General features: G+C 44.1%; 19 protein-coding genes. 6 read left to right on the forward strand and 13 right to left on the reverse strand.

Annotation, left to right across the window (positions count from 1 at the left end):
* Positions 1-101: 101 nt before the first annotated feature.
* The 4 genes from GWK48_RS03410 to GWK48_RS03425 all read right to left on the reverse strand — a co-directional run bounded on the left by GWK48_RS03410 (position 102) and on the right by GWK48_RS03425 (position 4,787).
* The gene (locus GWK48_RS03410) at positions 102-1,109 is read right to left on the reverse strand and encodes a pyridoxal-phosphate dependent enzyme (RefSeq protein WP_174632491.1); all 1,008 of its coding nucleotides are present in this window, start codon (positions 1,107-1,109) and stop codon (positions 102-104) included.
* A 496-nt stretch (positions 1,110-1,605) separates the two neighbouring features.
* Positions 1,606-3,591 carry an acetate--CoA ligase family protein gene (locus GWK48_RS03415; protein ID WP_174629618.1) on the reverse strand — a complete coding sequence of 662 codons (1,986 nt, stop codon included), beginning with the start codon at positions 3,589-3,591 and terminating at the stop codon, positions 1,606-1,608.
* A 129-nt stretch (positions 3,592-3,720) separates the two neighbouring features.
* Positions 3,721-4,188, reverse strand: coding sequence for a hypothetical protein (locus GWK48_RS03420; RefSeq protein ID WP_174629620.1), 468 nt, complete (start codon positions 4,186-4,188; stop codon positions 3,721-3,723).
* A complete protein-coding gene (locus tag GWK48_RS03425) occupies positions 4,185-4,787 on the reverse strand; it encodes a hypothetical protein (RefSeq protein ID WP_174629622.1) in 603 nt (200 codons plus the stop codon). Before GWK48_RS03425 ends, GWK48_RS03420 begins: the two co-directional genes overlap by 4 nt.
* Before the next feature lie 105 nt (positions 4,788-4,892).
* Here GWK48_RS03425 and GWK48_RS03430 point away from each other — a divergent pair, with 105 nt between their 5' ends.
* Entirely contained in the window at positions 4,893-5,270 is a 378-nt protein-coding gene (locus GWK48_RS03430) for a RidA family protein (protein ID WP_174629624.1), read from the forward strand.
* A gap of 3 nt (positions 5,271-5,273) precedes the next feature.
* Here the strand turns inward: GWK48_RS03430 and GWK48_RS03435 are convergent, their stop codons facing one another.
* Positions 5,274-5,453 (reverse strand): hypothetical protein, encoded by a 180-nt coding sequence (locus GWK48_RS03435; protein ID WP_174629626.1) that lies wholly within the window; start codon positions 5,451-5,453, stop codon positions 5,274-5,276.
* A gap of 240 nt (positions 5,454-5,693) precedes the next feature.
* On the opposite strand from GWK48_RS03435, the gene GWK48_RS03440 reads away from it, so the two are divergent.
* A complete protein-coding gene (locus GWK48_RS03440; RefSeq protein WP_174629628.1) occupies positions 5,694-6,377 on the forward strand; it encodes a creatininase family protein in 684 nt (227 codons plus the stop codon).
* On the opposite strand, the gene GWK48_RS03445 is transcribed toward GWK48_RS03440, so the two are convergent.
* The 3 genes from GWK48_RS03445 to GWK48_RS03455 are packed head-to-tail and all read right to left on the reverse strand — an operon-like array spanning position 6,374 to position 7,457.
* Positions 6,374-6,676, reverse strand: a complete 303-nt coding sequence (locus tag GWK48_RS03445) for a hypothetical protein (RefSeq protein ID WP_174629630.1) — start codon at positions 6,674-6,676, stop codon at positions 6,374-6,376. The genes GWK48_RS03440 and GWK48_RS03445 overlap by 4 nt on opposite strands.
* 2 nt (positions 6,677-6,678) lie before the next feature.
* Positions 6,679-6,993 carry a hypothetical protein gene (locus tag GWK48_RS03450; protein ID WP_174629632.1) on the reverse strand — a complete coding sequence of 105 codons (315 nt, stop codon included), beginning with the start codon at positions 6,991-6,993 and terminating at the stop codon, positions 6,679-6,681.
* Positions 6,990-7,457: a hypothetical protein gene (locus GWK48_RS03455; RefSeq protein ID WP_174629634.1), complete on the reverse strand. Its 468-nt coding sequence runs from the start codon at positions 7,455-7,457 to the stop codon at positions 6,990-6,992. Before GWK48_RS03455 ends, GWK48_RS03450 begins: the two co-directional genes overlap by 4 nt.
* 325 nt (positions 7,458-7,782) lie before the next feature.
* Between GWK48_RS03455 and GWK48_RS03460 the strand changes: the two genes are divergently transcribed.
* Positions 7,783-8,133, forward strand: coding sequence for a transcriptional regulator (locus GWK48_RS03460; protein ID WP_174629636.1), 351 nt, complete (start codon positions 7,783-7,785; stop codon positions 8,131-8,133).
* Positions 8,134-8,138: 5 nt separating this feature from the next.
* Here GWK48_RS03460 and GWK48_RS03465 read toward each other — a convergent pair whose 3' ends face one another.
* From GWK48_RS03465 to GWK48_RS03480, 4 genes are all read right to left on the reverse strand, one after another.
* Complete coding sequence (locus GWK48_RS03465) at positions 8,139-8,591, reverse strand: GNAT family N-acetyltransferase (protein ID WP_425487485.1); 453 nt, start codon at positions 8,589-8,591, stop codon at positions 8,139-8,141.
* A 53-nt stretch (positions 8,592-8,644) separates the two neighbouring features.
* Positions 8,645-9,982 carry a pyruvate kinase gene (gene pyk, locus GWK48_RS03470; RefSeq protein WP_174629638.1) on the reverse strand — a complete coding sequence of 446 codons (1,338 nt, stop codon included), beginning with the start codon at positions 9,980-9,982 and terminating at the stop codon, positions 8,645-8,647.
* Positions 9,979-10,488 carry a DUF1955 domain-containing protein gene (locus GWK48_RS03475; protein WP_174629640.1) on the reverse strand — a complete coding sequence of 170 codons (510 nt, stop codon included), beginning with the start codon at positions 10,486-10,488 and terminating at the stop codon, positions 9,979-9,981. Before GWK48_RS03475 ends, pyk begins: the two co-directional genes overlap by 4 nt.
* A gap of 176 nt (positions 10,489-10,664) precedes the next feature.
* Positions 10,665-11,663, reverse strand: coding sequence for an acryloyl-coenzyme A reductase (locus GWK48_RS03480; protein ID WP_174629642.1), 999 nt, complete (start codon positions 11,661-11,663; stop codon positions 10,665-10,667).
* Positions 11,664-11,763: 100 nt separating this feature from the next.
* Here GWK48_RS03480 and GWK48_RS03485 point away from each other — a divergent pair, with 100 nt between their 5' ends.
* Positions 11,764-12,153, forward strand: a complete 390-nt coding sequence (locus tag GWK48_RS03485) for a CBS domain-containing protein (RefSeq protein WP_174629644.1) — start codon at positions 11,764-11,766, stop codon at positions 12,151-12,153.
* A gap of 21 nt (positions 12,154-12,174) precedes the next feature.
* On the opposite strand, the gene GWK48_RS03490 is transcribed toward GWK48_RS03485, so the two are convergent.
* Complete coding sequence (locus GWK48_RS03490; protein ID WP_174629646.1) at positions 12,175-13,257, reverse strand: succinate-semialdehyde dehydrogenase; 1,083 nt, start codon at positions 13,255-13,257, stop codon at positions 12,175-12,177.
* Between the two features lie 100 nt (positions 13,258-13,357).
* Between GWK48_RS03490 and GWK48_RS03495 the strand changes: the two genes are divergently transcribed.
* Positions 13,358-14,530, forward strand: a complete 1,173-nt coding sequence (locus GWK48_RS03495; RefSeq protein ID WP_174629648.1) for a 3-hydroxyacyl-CoA dehydrogenase — start codon at positions 13,358-13,360, stop codon at positions 14,528-14,530.
* Between the two features lie 31 nt (positions 14,531-14,561).
* On the forward strand, positions 14,562-15,980 hold the full coding sequence (locus GWK48_RS03500) for an acyl-CoA synthetase family protein (protein ID WP_174629649.1): 1,419 nt from the start codon (positions 14,562-14,564) through the stop codon (positions 15,978-15,980).
* Positions 15,981-16,080: the final 100 nt, after the last annotated feature.

The raw sequence follows: 16,080 nt of genomic DNA on the forward strand, positions 1-16,080 counted from the left end.
CGTTGAGCCACGTTTTAAGTTTCCTTCGGATAGGTAGGACTAGGCTCAAACACCTTCAAAACCTTTGGTAATACATCAACTTTGATGAAGTTATAGATATACTAGATAACCTTTAGCCCGTTTCCTGTAAGTACTACCACTGCATCGTTCGCTTTACGTTTCCATAACCCAGCGAGACCGACTGCAGAACTGTATTCCGCAAGAAGACCCTTTCTAGCTAGGTATTTCCACGCCTCCATTACCTCGTTTTCAGAAACTACGACGCAATCCCCCGTTTCCCTTAGTACCTTTATCATTTCATCTAATAGTACAGGCTTTGTGGATACTAGGGCGTCTGCGACTGAAGTTATTTCACGGGGAGGGGAATAGGGAACGCCATTAAATTTAGAGCACACAGGGCTTACCTGCTCCGTTTGAACTGCAACTAACTTTGGCATTTCCTGAATCACGCCTTGATTGATAAGGTGTTTGAACCCTTCGTAAACTCCAAGGAGAAGGGTGCCTGCTGAGGTGGGCAAATAAACCTCTTCTGGAGCCTTCCATCCCCCATCCCTTGCTATCTCATATGCTAAGGATCTTATACCGTCCCTGAATTCAGGTTGCAACACGTGGGATGCATAATAGGCTCCTGAACGTTCAGCCTCTGAGGAAACAGACTCTCTATCTCCTTGGACTTTTATCACATGAGCTCCGTATGCCTGTATCTGCTTCAGCTTACCACTGGCAGACTTACTCGGAACAAAAATCGAGACTTTCATTCCTGCAGCAGCTCCGTAGGCAGACATTGAGGCGCCTGCGTTTCCCGAAGAGTCCTCGGCTATGTCTGTAATCCCCTTCTGGGAAAGGTAAGAAATCAGAGTAACAGAACCCCTATCCTTATAGGAACCTGTCGGATTTAAGAAGTCCAACTTGAACGTAATGTTCTCGAGCTTCACGGACGGGGTGTTCCACTCGCCCAAGGACACCCATTTCTTTATATAGGGAAAATTCAATCTAAGATCTTTTTGAAAAGGAAAGTCTACATCAACCTTATAGATACCGCCGCATCTACACCTAACTTCGTTTCCTTCTCTTTCCCTACCACAGTTGATGCATCTTACAGTCATGATAGATCCTGTACCCTTATGGTTTTTAACCGTTGCTTTGAAACTAAAGAGAAGACGCGATACGTCTTAAGCTCATCGGTCATCTGAGCACACTGGATTGTATTACATGGATCTTGAGCTAGTCTTGAGGCGACGTCTAATCTATCTTTAAACTCTCATAAATAAGTGTGTAGCTCTCTCATGCGATTTGTTAGATACATCATTCATTTAGACTATTCTAAAATAAATAGACTATTCTAAAATAAAACGATCATTTCCTACGACGTCCCGTCATGTCCAGCTGGAACTGGGGGAACTCGACGTTAGGATTAGTCTGATCTATTTCTCGCATTGCACTTCACCGGTTTTCCGTAAAACCAGTTATGGCTTTACCTTTTTTCATTCCTCTCTTTATCCTAGCCCTCAAAACTAGGTTTCAGAATCTTAAAGTAGTGACAAAAGAACGACAGGCCTCGCCCTTCAGGGCGGGGAGGAGGTCAGTAGAATAACTACACAGCTCTTAACCTAGAACTACCCTGACATCAACAGCAAAGGCTCCCCTTTCATTGACAATGAGTGGATTGATATCTAATTCATTAACGTTTAAGTCTATTATTAGCCTAGAAACATTAACTATAGTTCTAATAATGGATCCTTCGTCGTATCCTCTCTTTCTAGCCCTTATCATGTCTATTAACCTGCTATCCTTAAGCATCTCAAATGCCTCATCCTCATAGACTGGGGCTATCCCGTAGGTTACGCTCTTTAATGCCTCTACGTATATCCCTCCAACTCCAGCTACCACAGTGTGTCCAAAGACCTGATCCCTTATTCCTCCCACGTAAGCCTCTATCCCACCCAGTTGCTCCTGCACCATGACCCTTTTAGATATCTTAGAGAGATTGGCGAAAACATCCTTCACCATGTCTCTCTCCACGTTCATAAAAACTCCTTTCAGTTCCGTCTTATGAACTGGGACATCTGATGAAATTTTCATAACTACTGGATACCCTATGGAGTCTGCCGCCCTTTGAACTTCCTCATATGTTTCGCCTACACCCCACTTAGGAGTTCTTATCCCGTAGGTCTCCATAAGCTTAAGTCCTTCATAGTCCGACAAGACTGTCTTTCCCTTTACCAATTCCATAGCTGAGTTAACAGGTTGGCTTACTCTCATTTTCTTTCTGGGAGTAGGTTTCCTAACAAGTTTAGCCAACGCGTTAACTGCCTCCTCGGGAAAGGAGAAAACAGGTATGGATGCCGACTCCAATATTCTAGAAGCAGAGTCCTCGTCGTAGCCCATGGTTACTGCGATTATCCCTTTCCCCTTAAACCCTAGGATGACCTTGGCTACCTCGGTACAGCTTATGAAAGGAAGGGACTGCACTATGACCAACTTAGTGCAATCCAAATCCTGAACTACCTTGAGGGCATTAAGATATCTGTCTCTCCCAGCGTCCCCAGATAGGTCTAGCGGGTTCTTTGGAAGGCTTTGGGGAGGTAAAACTTTCTTTAACTCCTGGTTTAACCTCTCAGGTAGCCTAACTTGCGTTAACCTAGCCCTAGAAATCGCATCTGAAGTTAAAACACCGTGCCCTCCAGAGTTCGTGATAACCAGGATATCATCCCTAATAGGTTCAGAGGAGTTCACCAACCTCGATAAGTTGAGAAAGTCCCTCAAATCCTCCACAAAGATTGCTCCTATTGTCCTTATGGCTGCCTTAAACACCTCATATGACCCCGCTAAGCTTCCCGTGTGAGTTTTCACAGCCTCAGCGCTCTGAGAAGTTGACCCTCCCTTTATGAAGACCAAGGGCTTCCTGACAGATGCCTCAGGCATAAGGTCTAGGAACTTCTGACCATCTGAGACCCCCTCAATATAAATGAAAATGGCCTTAGTCTCTGGGTCTTTAGAAAGGTAGTCAATAACCTCATACTCCTTTACGTCAGCCTGGTTTCCTAAACTGACCAGGAAACTTATACCTGTCCTAGTTCTTTGTGCCCAGTTGAGCATGTAAGCACCTATCCCACCACTTTGAACTACTAATGCTATCTCTCCCTTCTTAACGTCAGCGAAGGCGAAGGTTCCATTGAAATCGGGAGTGATTATCCCCATAGTGTTAGGTCCTAGAAACCTCACCCCGTACTTTTCAGCTATCTTGGAGATCTCTAGCTCTAACTTCTCTCCCTCCTCTCCTACTTCCCTAAATCCTGAAGTTATGACCACTGCAGAACCTATCCCCTTCTCCCCAACATCCTCCATTACCCCTGGAACCAATTCCCTGGGTACTGATATAATGGCCAAGTCAACATCGTCCTGAATATCCTTTACTGACCTAAAGGACGTGACGTTTTCGATTCTTTCTGCCTTATTATTTACAGGGTATACTTTACCTCTAAAGCTTGAGGAGATGTTTCTGAAAATAACGTTGCCCACTTTCTCCCTGTTTCGTGAGGCCCCTATCACGGCGATGGATCTAGGGTGGAAAAGTTTATCCAAAGACATAAAATATTACACTGTTTCCTAATTAAAAATCTATCCTCCACTTTATTTCTTGCCACTTTCCGTAAAGGAGATTGAAACGCATCGTGTAAAAATTACAAAACGAGGAAAGCCTCGTACTTTAGGGTAGATTCAGAAATTAGTTGTAAGCCTCCTTAAGGCTGAAATTGGATCCTTTGTGATTTGGGCGTAGATTAGTTTCTCATATCTTATTCCGAAACCGTCATCCCAGTTCTGCACTTCAAATCCGTAACACCTTTCGCAATATCCTCTCAAGATCTTGGTAAAACCTAGATCACTCACGCTATACTTTATCCCATCAAGTTCCTTGACGTCTCTTAACTCAGTGCTCCTTGACAGTCTCCTCAGAAACTCATGGAGGGTACTTCTAACGAGCCTGTGGGAATCAACACCTTCTTCCCTCAATGATGCCGGAACGAGCCATTCCTGATTTATCCTTTCCATGACTTTTCTTATATCCTTAATGAGATCTCTCTCCTCAAATTCTTTGATACATTGGCTTACTACCCTATCCACGTAGGCTTTATCCCCGACCCATGACAGGTAGTAAGCCCTTGAAATCTCCTCTGAGCAGTTCAAGGTCTAATCACCACACCTGCCAAGTTCCATCCCTCATCTCTGTATACATAGCTCAAGAGACCGTAATTATCTGGATACCTAATTTTCTCCACTTGAATCAGGTCACGCACCAGATTTCTGGTTAACCAGTTCTGTGACCACCTAAAGGATCCCCTAGCATTAATGAAAAGAAAACCTTTTCCCCCAAGGTAAGTAAGGAGGGTTGGACTTTTTCCAGCATCTACTAACGCATCAGGTGAGTAGCCGAGATACTTGACTTGCCTAAGCGGAACTATATCAGTGAACTTTACGTCGAACTTTTCCTCAAGGAACGCATAGGTAAGGGTCTCCCCAATGGTTGCAGAGACGTCACCGGAGTAATACTTTCCTCCCCATCTGCTCGGATCTAGGTTGTACGGTATCCCCTCGATTAGTCTACTGGAGAGCAGGGAAGCCATAAATACTTTCCCTTCATCGATGTCCACGACCTCTGAGGGCATTCCCTTAGTTAGAGCCTCTACCAGGAGGTGCGAGACCGTTGAGATATCATCATCACTTTCATTGAGGTGATGGGGTATAACCTCCGAACTTATTTCAATTAAGGATATTTTCAATCTCATGATCTATAATACATATGTAGGAATTAAAAACAGTCATTCAGACCTTGATTATACTGACAGATTTATGACAGACACTAATTTATTTCGCTTCGCCTTATTCCACACATGAAAGACGTAGTTTTCTCAAAGGACGCTCCCCAACCCATAGGTCCTTATTCCCAGGCTATTCTAACAGACGGGTTTCTTTTCATATCTGGACAAATCCCGGTGGATCCAAAAAGCAATGAGGTTGTGAAGGGAGAAATAAGGGAACAGACCGAAAGGGTTATGGAAAACATGAAGGGCGTACTGTCAGCTGCCGGGCTTAGTTTCGAAAACGTTGTAATGACTTTTGTTTACCTTAAGGACTTATCGGACTTTTCAAAGTTTAATGAAGTCTATTCTAAATACTTTAAGGACAAGCCCCCTGCCAGGGTTACTGTACAAGTGAGTGACTTACCCAAGGGTTCTCTTATAGAAATAGCTGCAATTGCACAGAGGTAGTTTTTAGGAAAAAACTTTCTTTAGTAGTCTCTCCACGTGGGGACAATTTATATCGAACATGTCGTGATTTCCGTGCTCTATGCAGGAGCCCACTATGGGCTTTCCTTCAAGGAAAACAACGGATGCTTCCTCGTCCTCCACTATGGAGTAGGCTATGCCTTCAAAGACTTTCTTGTACTGCATTTGGCTTCACTTAAAAGTATAAATGTTCACTTCAAAGATATAAGCTTTTCTCCGCCTTCCGCAAGTAGTCAGGAAGAGGGAGGTGTTTTATCCACTTTTTAAACCTTCTGTAGAAAACTTGAAGAGAACTAGGTTAGCTGTTAATCAGATCTTGCAACCAGACATCACAGCTCAATGAGCCTGGAAGCTCATCATCTTATTTTCTTTTAACTTATCCGACTAAAAGTACTTTGGTAAAAGATGAGACTTTTGGATATCACTAAGGATCAGACCTTCCCCTTAATCGGGGTTTTACCTGTGGGAAGTGTAGAGCAACACGGACCGCATCTTCCCATGGGAACCGATTCCATTATTTCTGAAATGGTCGCAAAGGAGGTTGAAAGGAGAGTTAAGGAGGTACTTATTTTACCCACTTTTTACTTTGGATGTTCCTTCGAACACGGAAACTTACCACATGTCAGTTTGGATCAGATTACGTTCATATCCGCCATTACTGATATTTTGACCTCGTGCAAACGCCTTGGGTTAAAGGGAGCTATAATAATTAACGGTCATGGGGGTAACTCGCACTTATTGGAAACAGTATCGCGAAGGTTGAACTTTGAAGTACGGTCGTTCAAAGTTATGGTCATAAATCTTACCAAGCATAGGTTCTTCCGTGAATATAATGATCTTCATGCCGGCACAATTGAGACTTCCATAATGAAGTTCCTCTTCCCAGATCTAGTAAAGGATGAGCTTATACCAAGGGAGGTTCACTTCGCTGAAGGTACATTTGAGACGCTCTCCTCAGAGGAAGGAGGAACCAACGGAGTTGTAGCTAGAGGGAAAATAGAGTCTAAGGCTGAATTGGGTAAAGTTATCTTTGAGGAAATGGTAAATCTAGTCATCTCTAAGGTTCAAGAGCTAAGAAATAGCATTTAGCTATACGTTCCTTTCCTGTTGCTAGCAGCTATAATTTGTGAGCATTCCCTTAGTTTAGGTCTCAAGACGAGAGCTAGTATCCCCTCGTAACTGACCTCTAAAATCCTACCCTGTGCTACCCTGATAGTTCCCATTCCTTCAGGGTTTCTAAACCTTATAATTAATTCAGTAACCATACCAGGATTCAGCTCCACTGTCCCAGTGAGCAATATGGTTTCCCTTAACTTAAAGGACCACTGAAGATCAGAGGTCCTACTTAGATCTACTATTTTCCCTAAACAGTTGATGAATGACTCCACATCTATGGCAACATCACCACTATATCCTTCTCACAATTGAACCGTTTCACGATAAGTGGTCTCACCTTGCGTTGTACAGCGTCAGCAACACACTCAAGGTATTTAACAGACTCTTCGTCAACTTGTCCAATCTTATAATAGTACTTAAAGATAGAAACTTGTGATGGTGGGACGTACTTCCCCAGCTGATCCCTCCAAGCGTCGACTAGAAATACCTTGGTAGGGTTCTCTAGAATCACAATGACGTTCCTCCAGTAGATCATTGGGGCTTTAAGCGAAGATACCTGTTGCCAACTTATGGCTGGTTTCAAAATCATTCATACATCTTCCTCTCAATATTTCTCATCCATATAGAAATTATCATTGCTACTCCATTGAAAACCATCGCAAAGACGCCACTCCCAATGAATATTGTTTGCGTCAACTCATCAAATGGACTTCCGACCTTGCTCGTTAATACGGAGGCAAATATAACTAACATTAATATAATAACTAAACTGGATTTCATTATGTTCATTAAATATATCTTGTTTAACATTAATTGTATGCCTAAAATAACAATCGCGTCAAACATTATGGAGAATATCGGGGTTCCTACCTCCAAAGCTAGTAAAGCTATATTAGGAACCTGATATGTACCTGAGATATCGTAAGCGTAGGCGGCGTCGAAAGTTGCCCTTATTATGGCCAATACCATGAAAACCACAGCAGCAATAGATGAGAAGAAGTATGAAATTATAGTGGAATATCTAAGGTAATTGAAAATGGAATTTTGTGACATATTAGAGTTAAAAAGAAGGTAGTTATAAATCTTTCTCCTCTCAAAAATGGTGAATAAAAATACCTTATAAGGTGATTATAGTGAAGCTTAAGTACGGGGCTTTCTTAACATTTAATCTCAATTTTATAGAATTCTTAAAAAGAACTGAGAATAAAATAATTTTCTTTTTCCAAATTATTTAGTGGTCTGTCTAATCATCTGACCTTCTCCACGCCCTAACGGGCGAGCTTGCATTTCTTCTATCACGACAGGAAGACAGAAAAACTGATTCGAAACCCTTTATGAGTAAGAAAGGTTTAAATGGTGTTAACGTGAGATATAAATAATGAAAACTAACGAAAGAAAGTTATTGATCCCTTGCGAAACCGCGATGAAGGACATAATTCCAAGCATAAAGGCGTTGTTGGTCCAACAATTAGTCAAAGATGGGATTTCCCAATTTAAGGCTGCATCGCTTCTAGGACTTACCCCTGCCGAAGTAAGCTATTATCTTAAGGGGAAAAGAGCAGACAGCGAGAATAAAAAGATCCTGGAGATGGACGAGGAGTTTATGGAAATGGTGAGGCACTATTCGCAAAAGTTAGTTGATGCAGACCAAGTAAATATATGCCCCCTGTGCAGTTTAGCTAGGAAGAAACTAGGTATCATGGATTACACTTGCCCATATGATTGGTAACCTTTTTAGTTTAAATTAAGGGTACCTTTCACCTGGTCCTCCTCATATTCGAGACTAAATCCCAACTTTTTCCCTATCTTAATCATGGGGTAGTTTTCAGGCAACGTGTAAAAGAATATAGTTTTTAGCCCTAGTTCTCTGGCCTTACGGATAAGTCCCGAAACCAAAGAGGTTCCTAGACCCGTCCTCCTTTCATGGGGGTCAACAACCACAGAAAACTCCCCGTCATCATAAAGGGTTGCTTCTCCTATTATTTTTCCGTCAGACTCAGCCAGCAACGTAACGTGGTCCTGTCTACTAAACAACTGCTCTATCTCCTCGTGAGAGACCCTGTGAAAAGTGAAGAACCTCATGTAAAGATCTTCAGGGGAGAGAGATTGGTAAAGTCTATAGACCCCCTCTATGTCGCTCTTTCTCGACTCCCGTATTGTGATGGGCAAACTTATACTCTCCATCATAGGTATAAACTTAAACTGTATAATTTAAACTTATTTCTCTCCCTGTTAAGGCATTAGTCGATGAAATGGAGCTTGAGAAGGTTAGTCCTCCCAGACTCCATCTTCGGATCCCCCGCAACTATCACAACGTTACCCTTTATCCCAATCTCCCTGCATTTCCCTTCGATAATTGAGATTAGATCGTTGATGTTCCCGGCGGTTTCCTGAATAGAGACAGGTTGGACACCCCAACACAGTTTCAGCTTCCTGGTTATGGAGTTGTCAGGAGATAAGGCTAGAATCGTAGCCTTTGGCCTTAGCCTCGAGACTCTTATGACGGAGAGGCCGCTTCTACTATGAACCGCAATGACCTCTGATCTTGAGAGCTCTGATAGTGAGAGCGAAGCGTAGGCTATAGCATCATCGGGGCTTCTCATGGGAGAAGGTCTTAGTGGTTTTACCTTATCCTCCGAAGACGAGATGATTTGGTCCAGATACTGAATCGCTTCCAACGGATATTTCCCTGCTGCCGTCTCGTCACTCAGCATTATGGCGTCAACCCCCTGGTAAACAGAGTTGGCTACGTCTATCACCTCTGCCCTAGAGGGAAGTGGGCTATTGACCATTGATTCAAGAACTTGTGTTGCAAGGATTACAGGTTTTCCTAGAAGCTTGGAGGTTCTTATGATTTTCCTCTGAACGTAAGGAAGGTTTTCTAAGCCTATCTCCACCCCTAGATCCCCCCTAGCAACCATTACGGCGTCACTTTCCTCCACTATATTGAAGAGTCTGTCCACCGCCTGTCCCTTCTCTATCTTAGATATGACCCAAACCCTAGAGCCAACCGACTCCTTTACCTTCCTTACGTCATTTTCGCTGAGAACGAAGGAAAGTCCCAGGTAATCTGCTCCCATCTCTAAGGCTTTCCTCATTAGTCTCAGATCATTATCAGTGAGCCCAGAAGCAAGCTTCATGTCAGGAATGTTTATTCCCTTTCTAGCTGTTAGGATGCCATCAGTGAGAACCACTCCCCTTACCTCGTCCTTCTCTACCTCCTCTACCTTTACCTTAATCATACCGTCAGAGAGGAGAATTATCGAACCTGGAATAACACTGGAAAAAAATATCGGCTCATTTACTATAATATCATGATAAGGTGAGAAAGTAACCCTTTGTCCTCGCCTGAGTTCCATCTTGGGTATATCACCTATTCTGAGCTTAGGCCCTGGAAGATCTGCCAATATTGATGAATTAGGGGCCTTCTCTCTAAGGAGCCTAAAATACCTCTCTTGAGATTCATCGTCTCCATGGGCTAGGTTCACTCTAAAAACGTCCACGAAATGTTGGAGTTTATCAACCAAGTTCTCCGATGAGGGGCCTAAGGTAGCTACAATTTTGGTTTTCCGTTTCATGTTATTCTGGAGTAAACTTGGTTAATATCTCTGCAAGCTTCTTTAAGACCTTTCTCGCAGGCATGCCTCAACAACTCCTCTTCCTTGCGTTTGTTCCCCAACTTAGCGTAGGCCTGAGCAAGCTTAACCAAAAATCTAGGGTCAACCTCGCTCACCTCAGCCAGAATTTTGTCTAGCTGATCTTCTCTCCTCCTTTCAACTAGGGCAGAGAGAGCTAAATCTACGTAATCTGAGTCTATTCCCTTCTTCATAAAGCAAGTGACCACTCTCTTGAGGTTTCCGCAAGCTGTTATATCAAATATTTTCCCGATCAGATTCAAAGTTTCCACTACTGTTTCACATTCCGCTGCGTCGATTACGTTGCAGATTACCCAGTTTGATTGCTTAATGTTTGATGAATTTACAACTTTTTCTATTATCTCTACACCACGTTTTACTTCCCCCGAGACTATACTTTCCTTAGCTTGCATAAGGGATTTAATTAACTCCCTGTTTTCTGGCACCATTAAGTAATATGTGACTCAGGAAGTTAAATAGGTTATACCAATAAGATTTAATTTGTCTCCATTTCAGTGGTGTGGCGTCTCAGGTTAATCAAAGCTTAGATTCGAGATTTCGTTTGGCTGTCCTTAAAGAGATCTTTAGACCTCTACAGTGGCTAAATTCACGTTATAATAAAGGGTCAAGGTTTAAGAAGGACTTTCCCAACTTTGTTTTTATCCCTCAGCATTTCATATCCCTTATCGATCTCCTCCAGCGACACCGTACCTGCTATCACTGGAGTTATTTTCCCTTCGGAAGTAATTTTTAGTGTTTCCTCTAAATCCCTCCTAGTCGCAGACGCGTGGCCTATCACACTTATGTCCTTGAGTATTACATATCCCAGCTTAAGAGTGTACGACTGAGATGGATCTACGTTTCCAATTTGGACTATCCTTCCACCCATCCACAGAGATTTCAGACTCTCATCAAATGTAGGAGTTCCTACGGTGTCTATAACGACGTTTACGTCCTCCTTCTTAGCTTCTTCGGAGAATTGCTTCCCGACTATTACGGTATCTGCGTACTTCTTCAGTAGAGTAGCCTTGCTCTCGGATGTAGTGACAGCGATAACTCTCGCCCCTAAAGCTTTGGCCACTTGAAGGGCGTGAATGCCTACACCGCCACTCGCTCCCGTGACCAGCACAGTCTCCCCTCTCTCAAGCTTAGCCTTTCTTAGCCCCCTATAGATCATTCCTGTCACACAAGGGACTATAACTGCTCCTTCATCTGAGACACCTTTTGGAACCTTCACTAAACTCGTAACCTTCACCTTAGCTAGCTCGGCAAAGAATCCGTCAAGCTCTTCAGAATAGCCCTGTCTTGAATGACAGTAAGCCTCCTCTCCCTTCCTACAATAGTTACAAGTTCCGTCCGGAGCGTAGAGCAGAGAAGTAACCCTATCTCCTGGGGAGAACCCGACCACGCCCTCCCCAACTTCAACGATTTCGCCAACTACCTCATGGCCTAGTATCACTGGGTACTTCATTCTAGGGTAGAAGCCTTGAAGTTGTAAAAGATCCCTGTAGCAGAGCGCTGCTCTATTTACCTTGATTGTGACCTCCCCAGGTGCAGGTTTGGGGTCATCTACATCTCTTACCTCGTATCCCTCCCTCTTTCCCTTGACTACTACAGCCTTCATAGGTTTTAACAGACTTAAATAAATTAAAAATTAGACGGTTCAGTTTAACAGACTAGTTTCAATTTGAGCTTTATTAACCTAAACGCCCAAAGTAAATACAATGACTGTGAAAGATTTAATCTCAAGAGAACCTGTTAGTGTAAGCCCCAACGCCACCATAGTTGAGGCCGCTAAGATCATGAAAAGAGAGAGGGTTGGATCTCTGTTGGTTAGGATAGGGGAGGAGGCTAAGGGCATACTCTCCGAGAGAGATATCATATACGCTATAGCATCCGATCTGCCTCTTAACACAAGAGTTGAGGAAGTGATGAGCACCAACCTAGTCACAGCAGACTCAGGTATGGATGTGGGTGAAGCAGCCCTATTGCTAGCTGATAAGGGCGTTAGGCACCTCGTTATAAAGGAGAACGGAAAAATAATAGGTGTAATTTCCATAAGAGATATAGCGAGGAGTTTAGGTTTACTTACCACTGATTTAAGTGTTTGGTGAACAATCTAGTTATTTAAAACCTTAAGGCACTATTAAACTCCTGATCGCTTCCCCCTTTTCTAGGAGTTCCACAGCTTCATTTATTTCCTCTAGTTTGTACCTTCCTGTTACCAAAGCGCTTGGGTCATACTTGCCCAATCTTACGAGTTCCAGGAGTTTGGGCATGTCTACCCTAGGTCTACCACCGTAATTCCCCACAAGTTCTATGCCACCCCTTACAACCGATGCAACCTTAATTGGTATCATGGCGTTTGCTGGGGGCAATCCCACTAGAACCACCTTACCTCCTATTCTCACAGAGTCCAAGGCCATGTGTATAGTCTCCTCGTTACCTCCAGCCTCTATAATTACCTCAGGACCTCCCCCAGTAACTTCCTTTAAAGCTTTAACAGGGTCAACCTCCTTCGAGTTCACCACGTCCGTAGCACCTAACTCCAGAGCCCTATTGAGCTTCCACTTCTTTGTACCTACAGCTATAATCCGTCCTGCCCCTGAAGCTTTCAACAGTTGTATTGTGGACAGGCCAACCCCACCTACTCCTATTACCGCCACTGTATCACCGGGCTCTATCCTAGAGAGGGAAACGGCTCCGTAACCTGTTAACCCTGCACATCCTAGCACAGCTACCTTCTCTAGGTCCATATCATCTGGGACTTTGGTTAGCCCGTTCTCGCCCACTATGGCGTACTCAGCAAATCCTCCTCCCAAGAACGTCCTTATCTCCTTCCCGTCCTTACTCAGTCTGCTGGTTCCGTCCTGCATTACACCCTTAAGTCTGACCTGGGAAAAAGTTTCACAAAGGTTCTCTTTTCCCGATACACAGTTCCTGCACTTACCGCATGGGTGAATGAAGGCAGAAATGACTTTGTCGCCTTTCTTGACCCTAGTTACGCCAGATCCGACTTCCTCAACGACCCCTGATATCTCGTGACCTGCGACCACAGGTGTGGGAACAGGGGTCTTTCCCTCGAAAACGTTTACGTCCGAGTGGCACAACCCAGTAGCTTTCACCCTAACCTTTACTTCCCCTTCTTTGGGTTGAGAGATGTTTACCTCCTCCACCACTAAGGGCTCCTTGTACGCATTAAGTACTGCAGCTTTCATAACTATCTACTCCAATTCCAACTTAAAATGTTTAAAGTGTTTAAACAACGTTACTTAAGCTCCTGTTTACTCTTTTTAACTGGTTCTTCTGTAAACTCTTATGCGAATTGCGGTTGTTGGATCAGGAACCATGGGACATGGTATTGCAGAAGTAGCCTCTATTTCAGGTATGGAGGTCAAGCTAATAGACATCTCCTGGGACATTCTCAACAGGGCAAAGCAGAGAATGGAGGAGTCCCTAAAAAGGCTTTACGACAGGGGTACAATCAAGGAATCACCTGAGCAGGTGATGAGAAGGATCGAAATGTCCACAAGCTACGAGGTTGCTAAAGAAGTGGATTTCGCCATTGAAGCTGTACCTGAAATCTTAGATTTAAAGAGAAAAGTATTCGAGCAATTAGATAAAATCACACCACGGGATGCAGTCCTAGCCACCAACACTAGCTCGATCCCCATTAGTGACATAGGAGAAATTACTTCGAGGAAGGAAAGGGTCATAGGGATGCACTTCTTCAACCCCCCTCCCCTCATGAAGTTGGTCGAGGTTATCCCGAGCAAGTATACTACGGAGGAGGTTACTAACTTCACTGTGGATCTTGCCAAGAAAATGGGAAAGGTTCCAGTTAGGCTTAAGGTTGAAGTACCCGGTTTTGTAAGCAACAGAATTTTCTTAAGGTTGTTACAAGAGGCGTGTAGGGAAGTGGAGTCTGGAGAAGCTACCGTGGAAGAGGTGGACTCTGCAGCCAGGAACAAGTTGAAATTACCGATGGGGATATTTGAACTTGCGGACTACGTCGGGTTGGACGTGGTAGTGGATCTTTGGAAAGTCATAGTTGGCAGGGGGGCCAAAGACGTCTCTTGCTCCTCCTATAATAAGAAGGTAGAGAGCAAGGAACTTGGGGTTAAGGCAGGTAAGGGGTTTTACTCTTATCAGGCCCCAGGTAAGTACTCCAAAGTACCCCTCCCCCAGGATAGTAGGGTCCCTCCGGAGAGGGTAATATCCCTTGCTGTCAACGAAGGTGCTTGGCTAATGGAGAACGGAATAGTGAACGCCGAGGAAATAGACACTGTTATGAAGCTAGGCTTTAATTTCCCAAAGGGACTTATGGAAATAGCAGATGAGCTCGGAATAGACTCAATTGTAAGTCAACTGAAGGATATTTACTCAAAGGGTTACGACGCATATATGCCCAACCCATTACTCCTGAAAATGGTATCGTCAAACCAACTAGGGAAGTCCACAGGCCGAGGCTTCTACGTGCATAATACTTAAAGTTTTTAAATAGTTTAAACTCATTCTACTCATGACAGTTCTTGAAGAATATGAGGCGATTCACAGGGAGCTGAGAAGTGAGGGGTACATCTCCACAGAGTACCCACCAAATCCATCTGAGAAGTTGTGGAACAAGAAGACGTTAACCATGAAGAGGGAGGAACTGGAGAAGTTAAAATCCCTTAGGCTAAGGCGAATAGTAAAGTGGGCCTGGGAAAACGTTCCGTTTTACAGGAACTTCTGGAAGTCCAAGGGATTCGATCCGGAAGTAGTTAAGGACTGGAAGGACGTGGTGAAAATCCCTATCCTAAGAAAGGACGAGCTAAGGAAGGACCTTTCAGCGAACCCACCGTTTGGTTCAATTATGGTTCCAGAGCTGGCCAAAAGGATCAGGTTCGTGGGAGCAACCTCAGGCTCCACAGGTCTCCCCACTTTCCAAGGCTGGGGGAAATTGGAACTGGACTACTTCGAGGAGGCCCAGGCCAGGTATCTCTGGACCTTTGCTGGAGTGAAACCCACCACAGTATATGCAAACTACCTAAACATGAGCGGATTTTACAGCTGGGGACCGCCTGTAGTGGAGACAGCCATGTGGAGGTGTGGAGCCACTGCAATAGCAGGAGGGGGAGAGACATATTTTTCCTGGAAGTCTAGGCATAACCTCATTTTCAGGCTCTGGAAGGTCGACGTATTAGCTACAACGCCCTGGCTCCATAGGCTAATAGGAGAGGAGGCTAAGGCTGAGGGATGGGAATCGCCCTTCAAGGTTCTGCTACTCCATGGAGGCGCAGCGGCCCAGAATACAAAGAGGAAGCTTTTCCAAGTTCATCCGAACGCTAAGTTAGCGATTAGCGTGTGGGGTACAACTGACGGACACATGGCTGTGGAGGTTCCAAATCTTGATGGACAGCTAGTTGTTTGGGATGACATGGAGATCTTCGATATAGTTGATCCTAAGACCGATGAGCCTGCTTCAATAGGAGAGAGAGGAGAACTTATAGCAACTCTCCTTAACCACTTTACGATGCCCCTGATAAGGTACAGTCTAGGTGATTACGTTAAGAACGAGTTCACCACCGACCCTGACCCCACATATGGAATAACCCACTCAAGGTTCGTAGAGCCAATACCTGGTAGAGTTGAATGGATGTTTAAGGTAAGGGGTAAATTACTCCTTCCCATATATGTGGAAGATGCCGTAAACGAGATCCCTGAGACCACTGGGATGTTTAACGTCATAATATATAACAACGAGATGGACAAGCTAAAGATAAGAGTTGAGACCAGAAGAAACATGGTGGACTCCGCCTACGACTCGAGGGCGAGGGAGATATTGGCAGGGAGAATAGGACTGGATAAGGACGATGTGGAGATTGAGTGGGTAGAACCAGGAAAAACAACGTGGACTGGTTATAAGTTGCAGGTGTTCCTGGACCAGAGGAAGAAATAAATCGCAAACTTCAAGCCCAGTGATTTTTTACCAAGACTAAATCTAGATTCTTCCCGCTTGCACGTCCTATCGATAGGAACATCTTTCCCTCACGACTGAG

The organism is Metallosphaera tengchongensis (genome assembly GCF_013343295.1).
GTDB lineage: Archaea > Thermoproteota > Thermoprotei_A > Sulfolobales > Sulfolobaceae > Metallosphaera > Metallosphaera tengchongensis.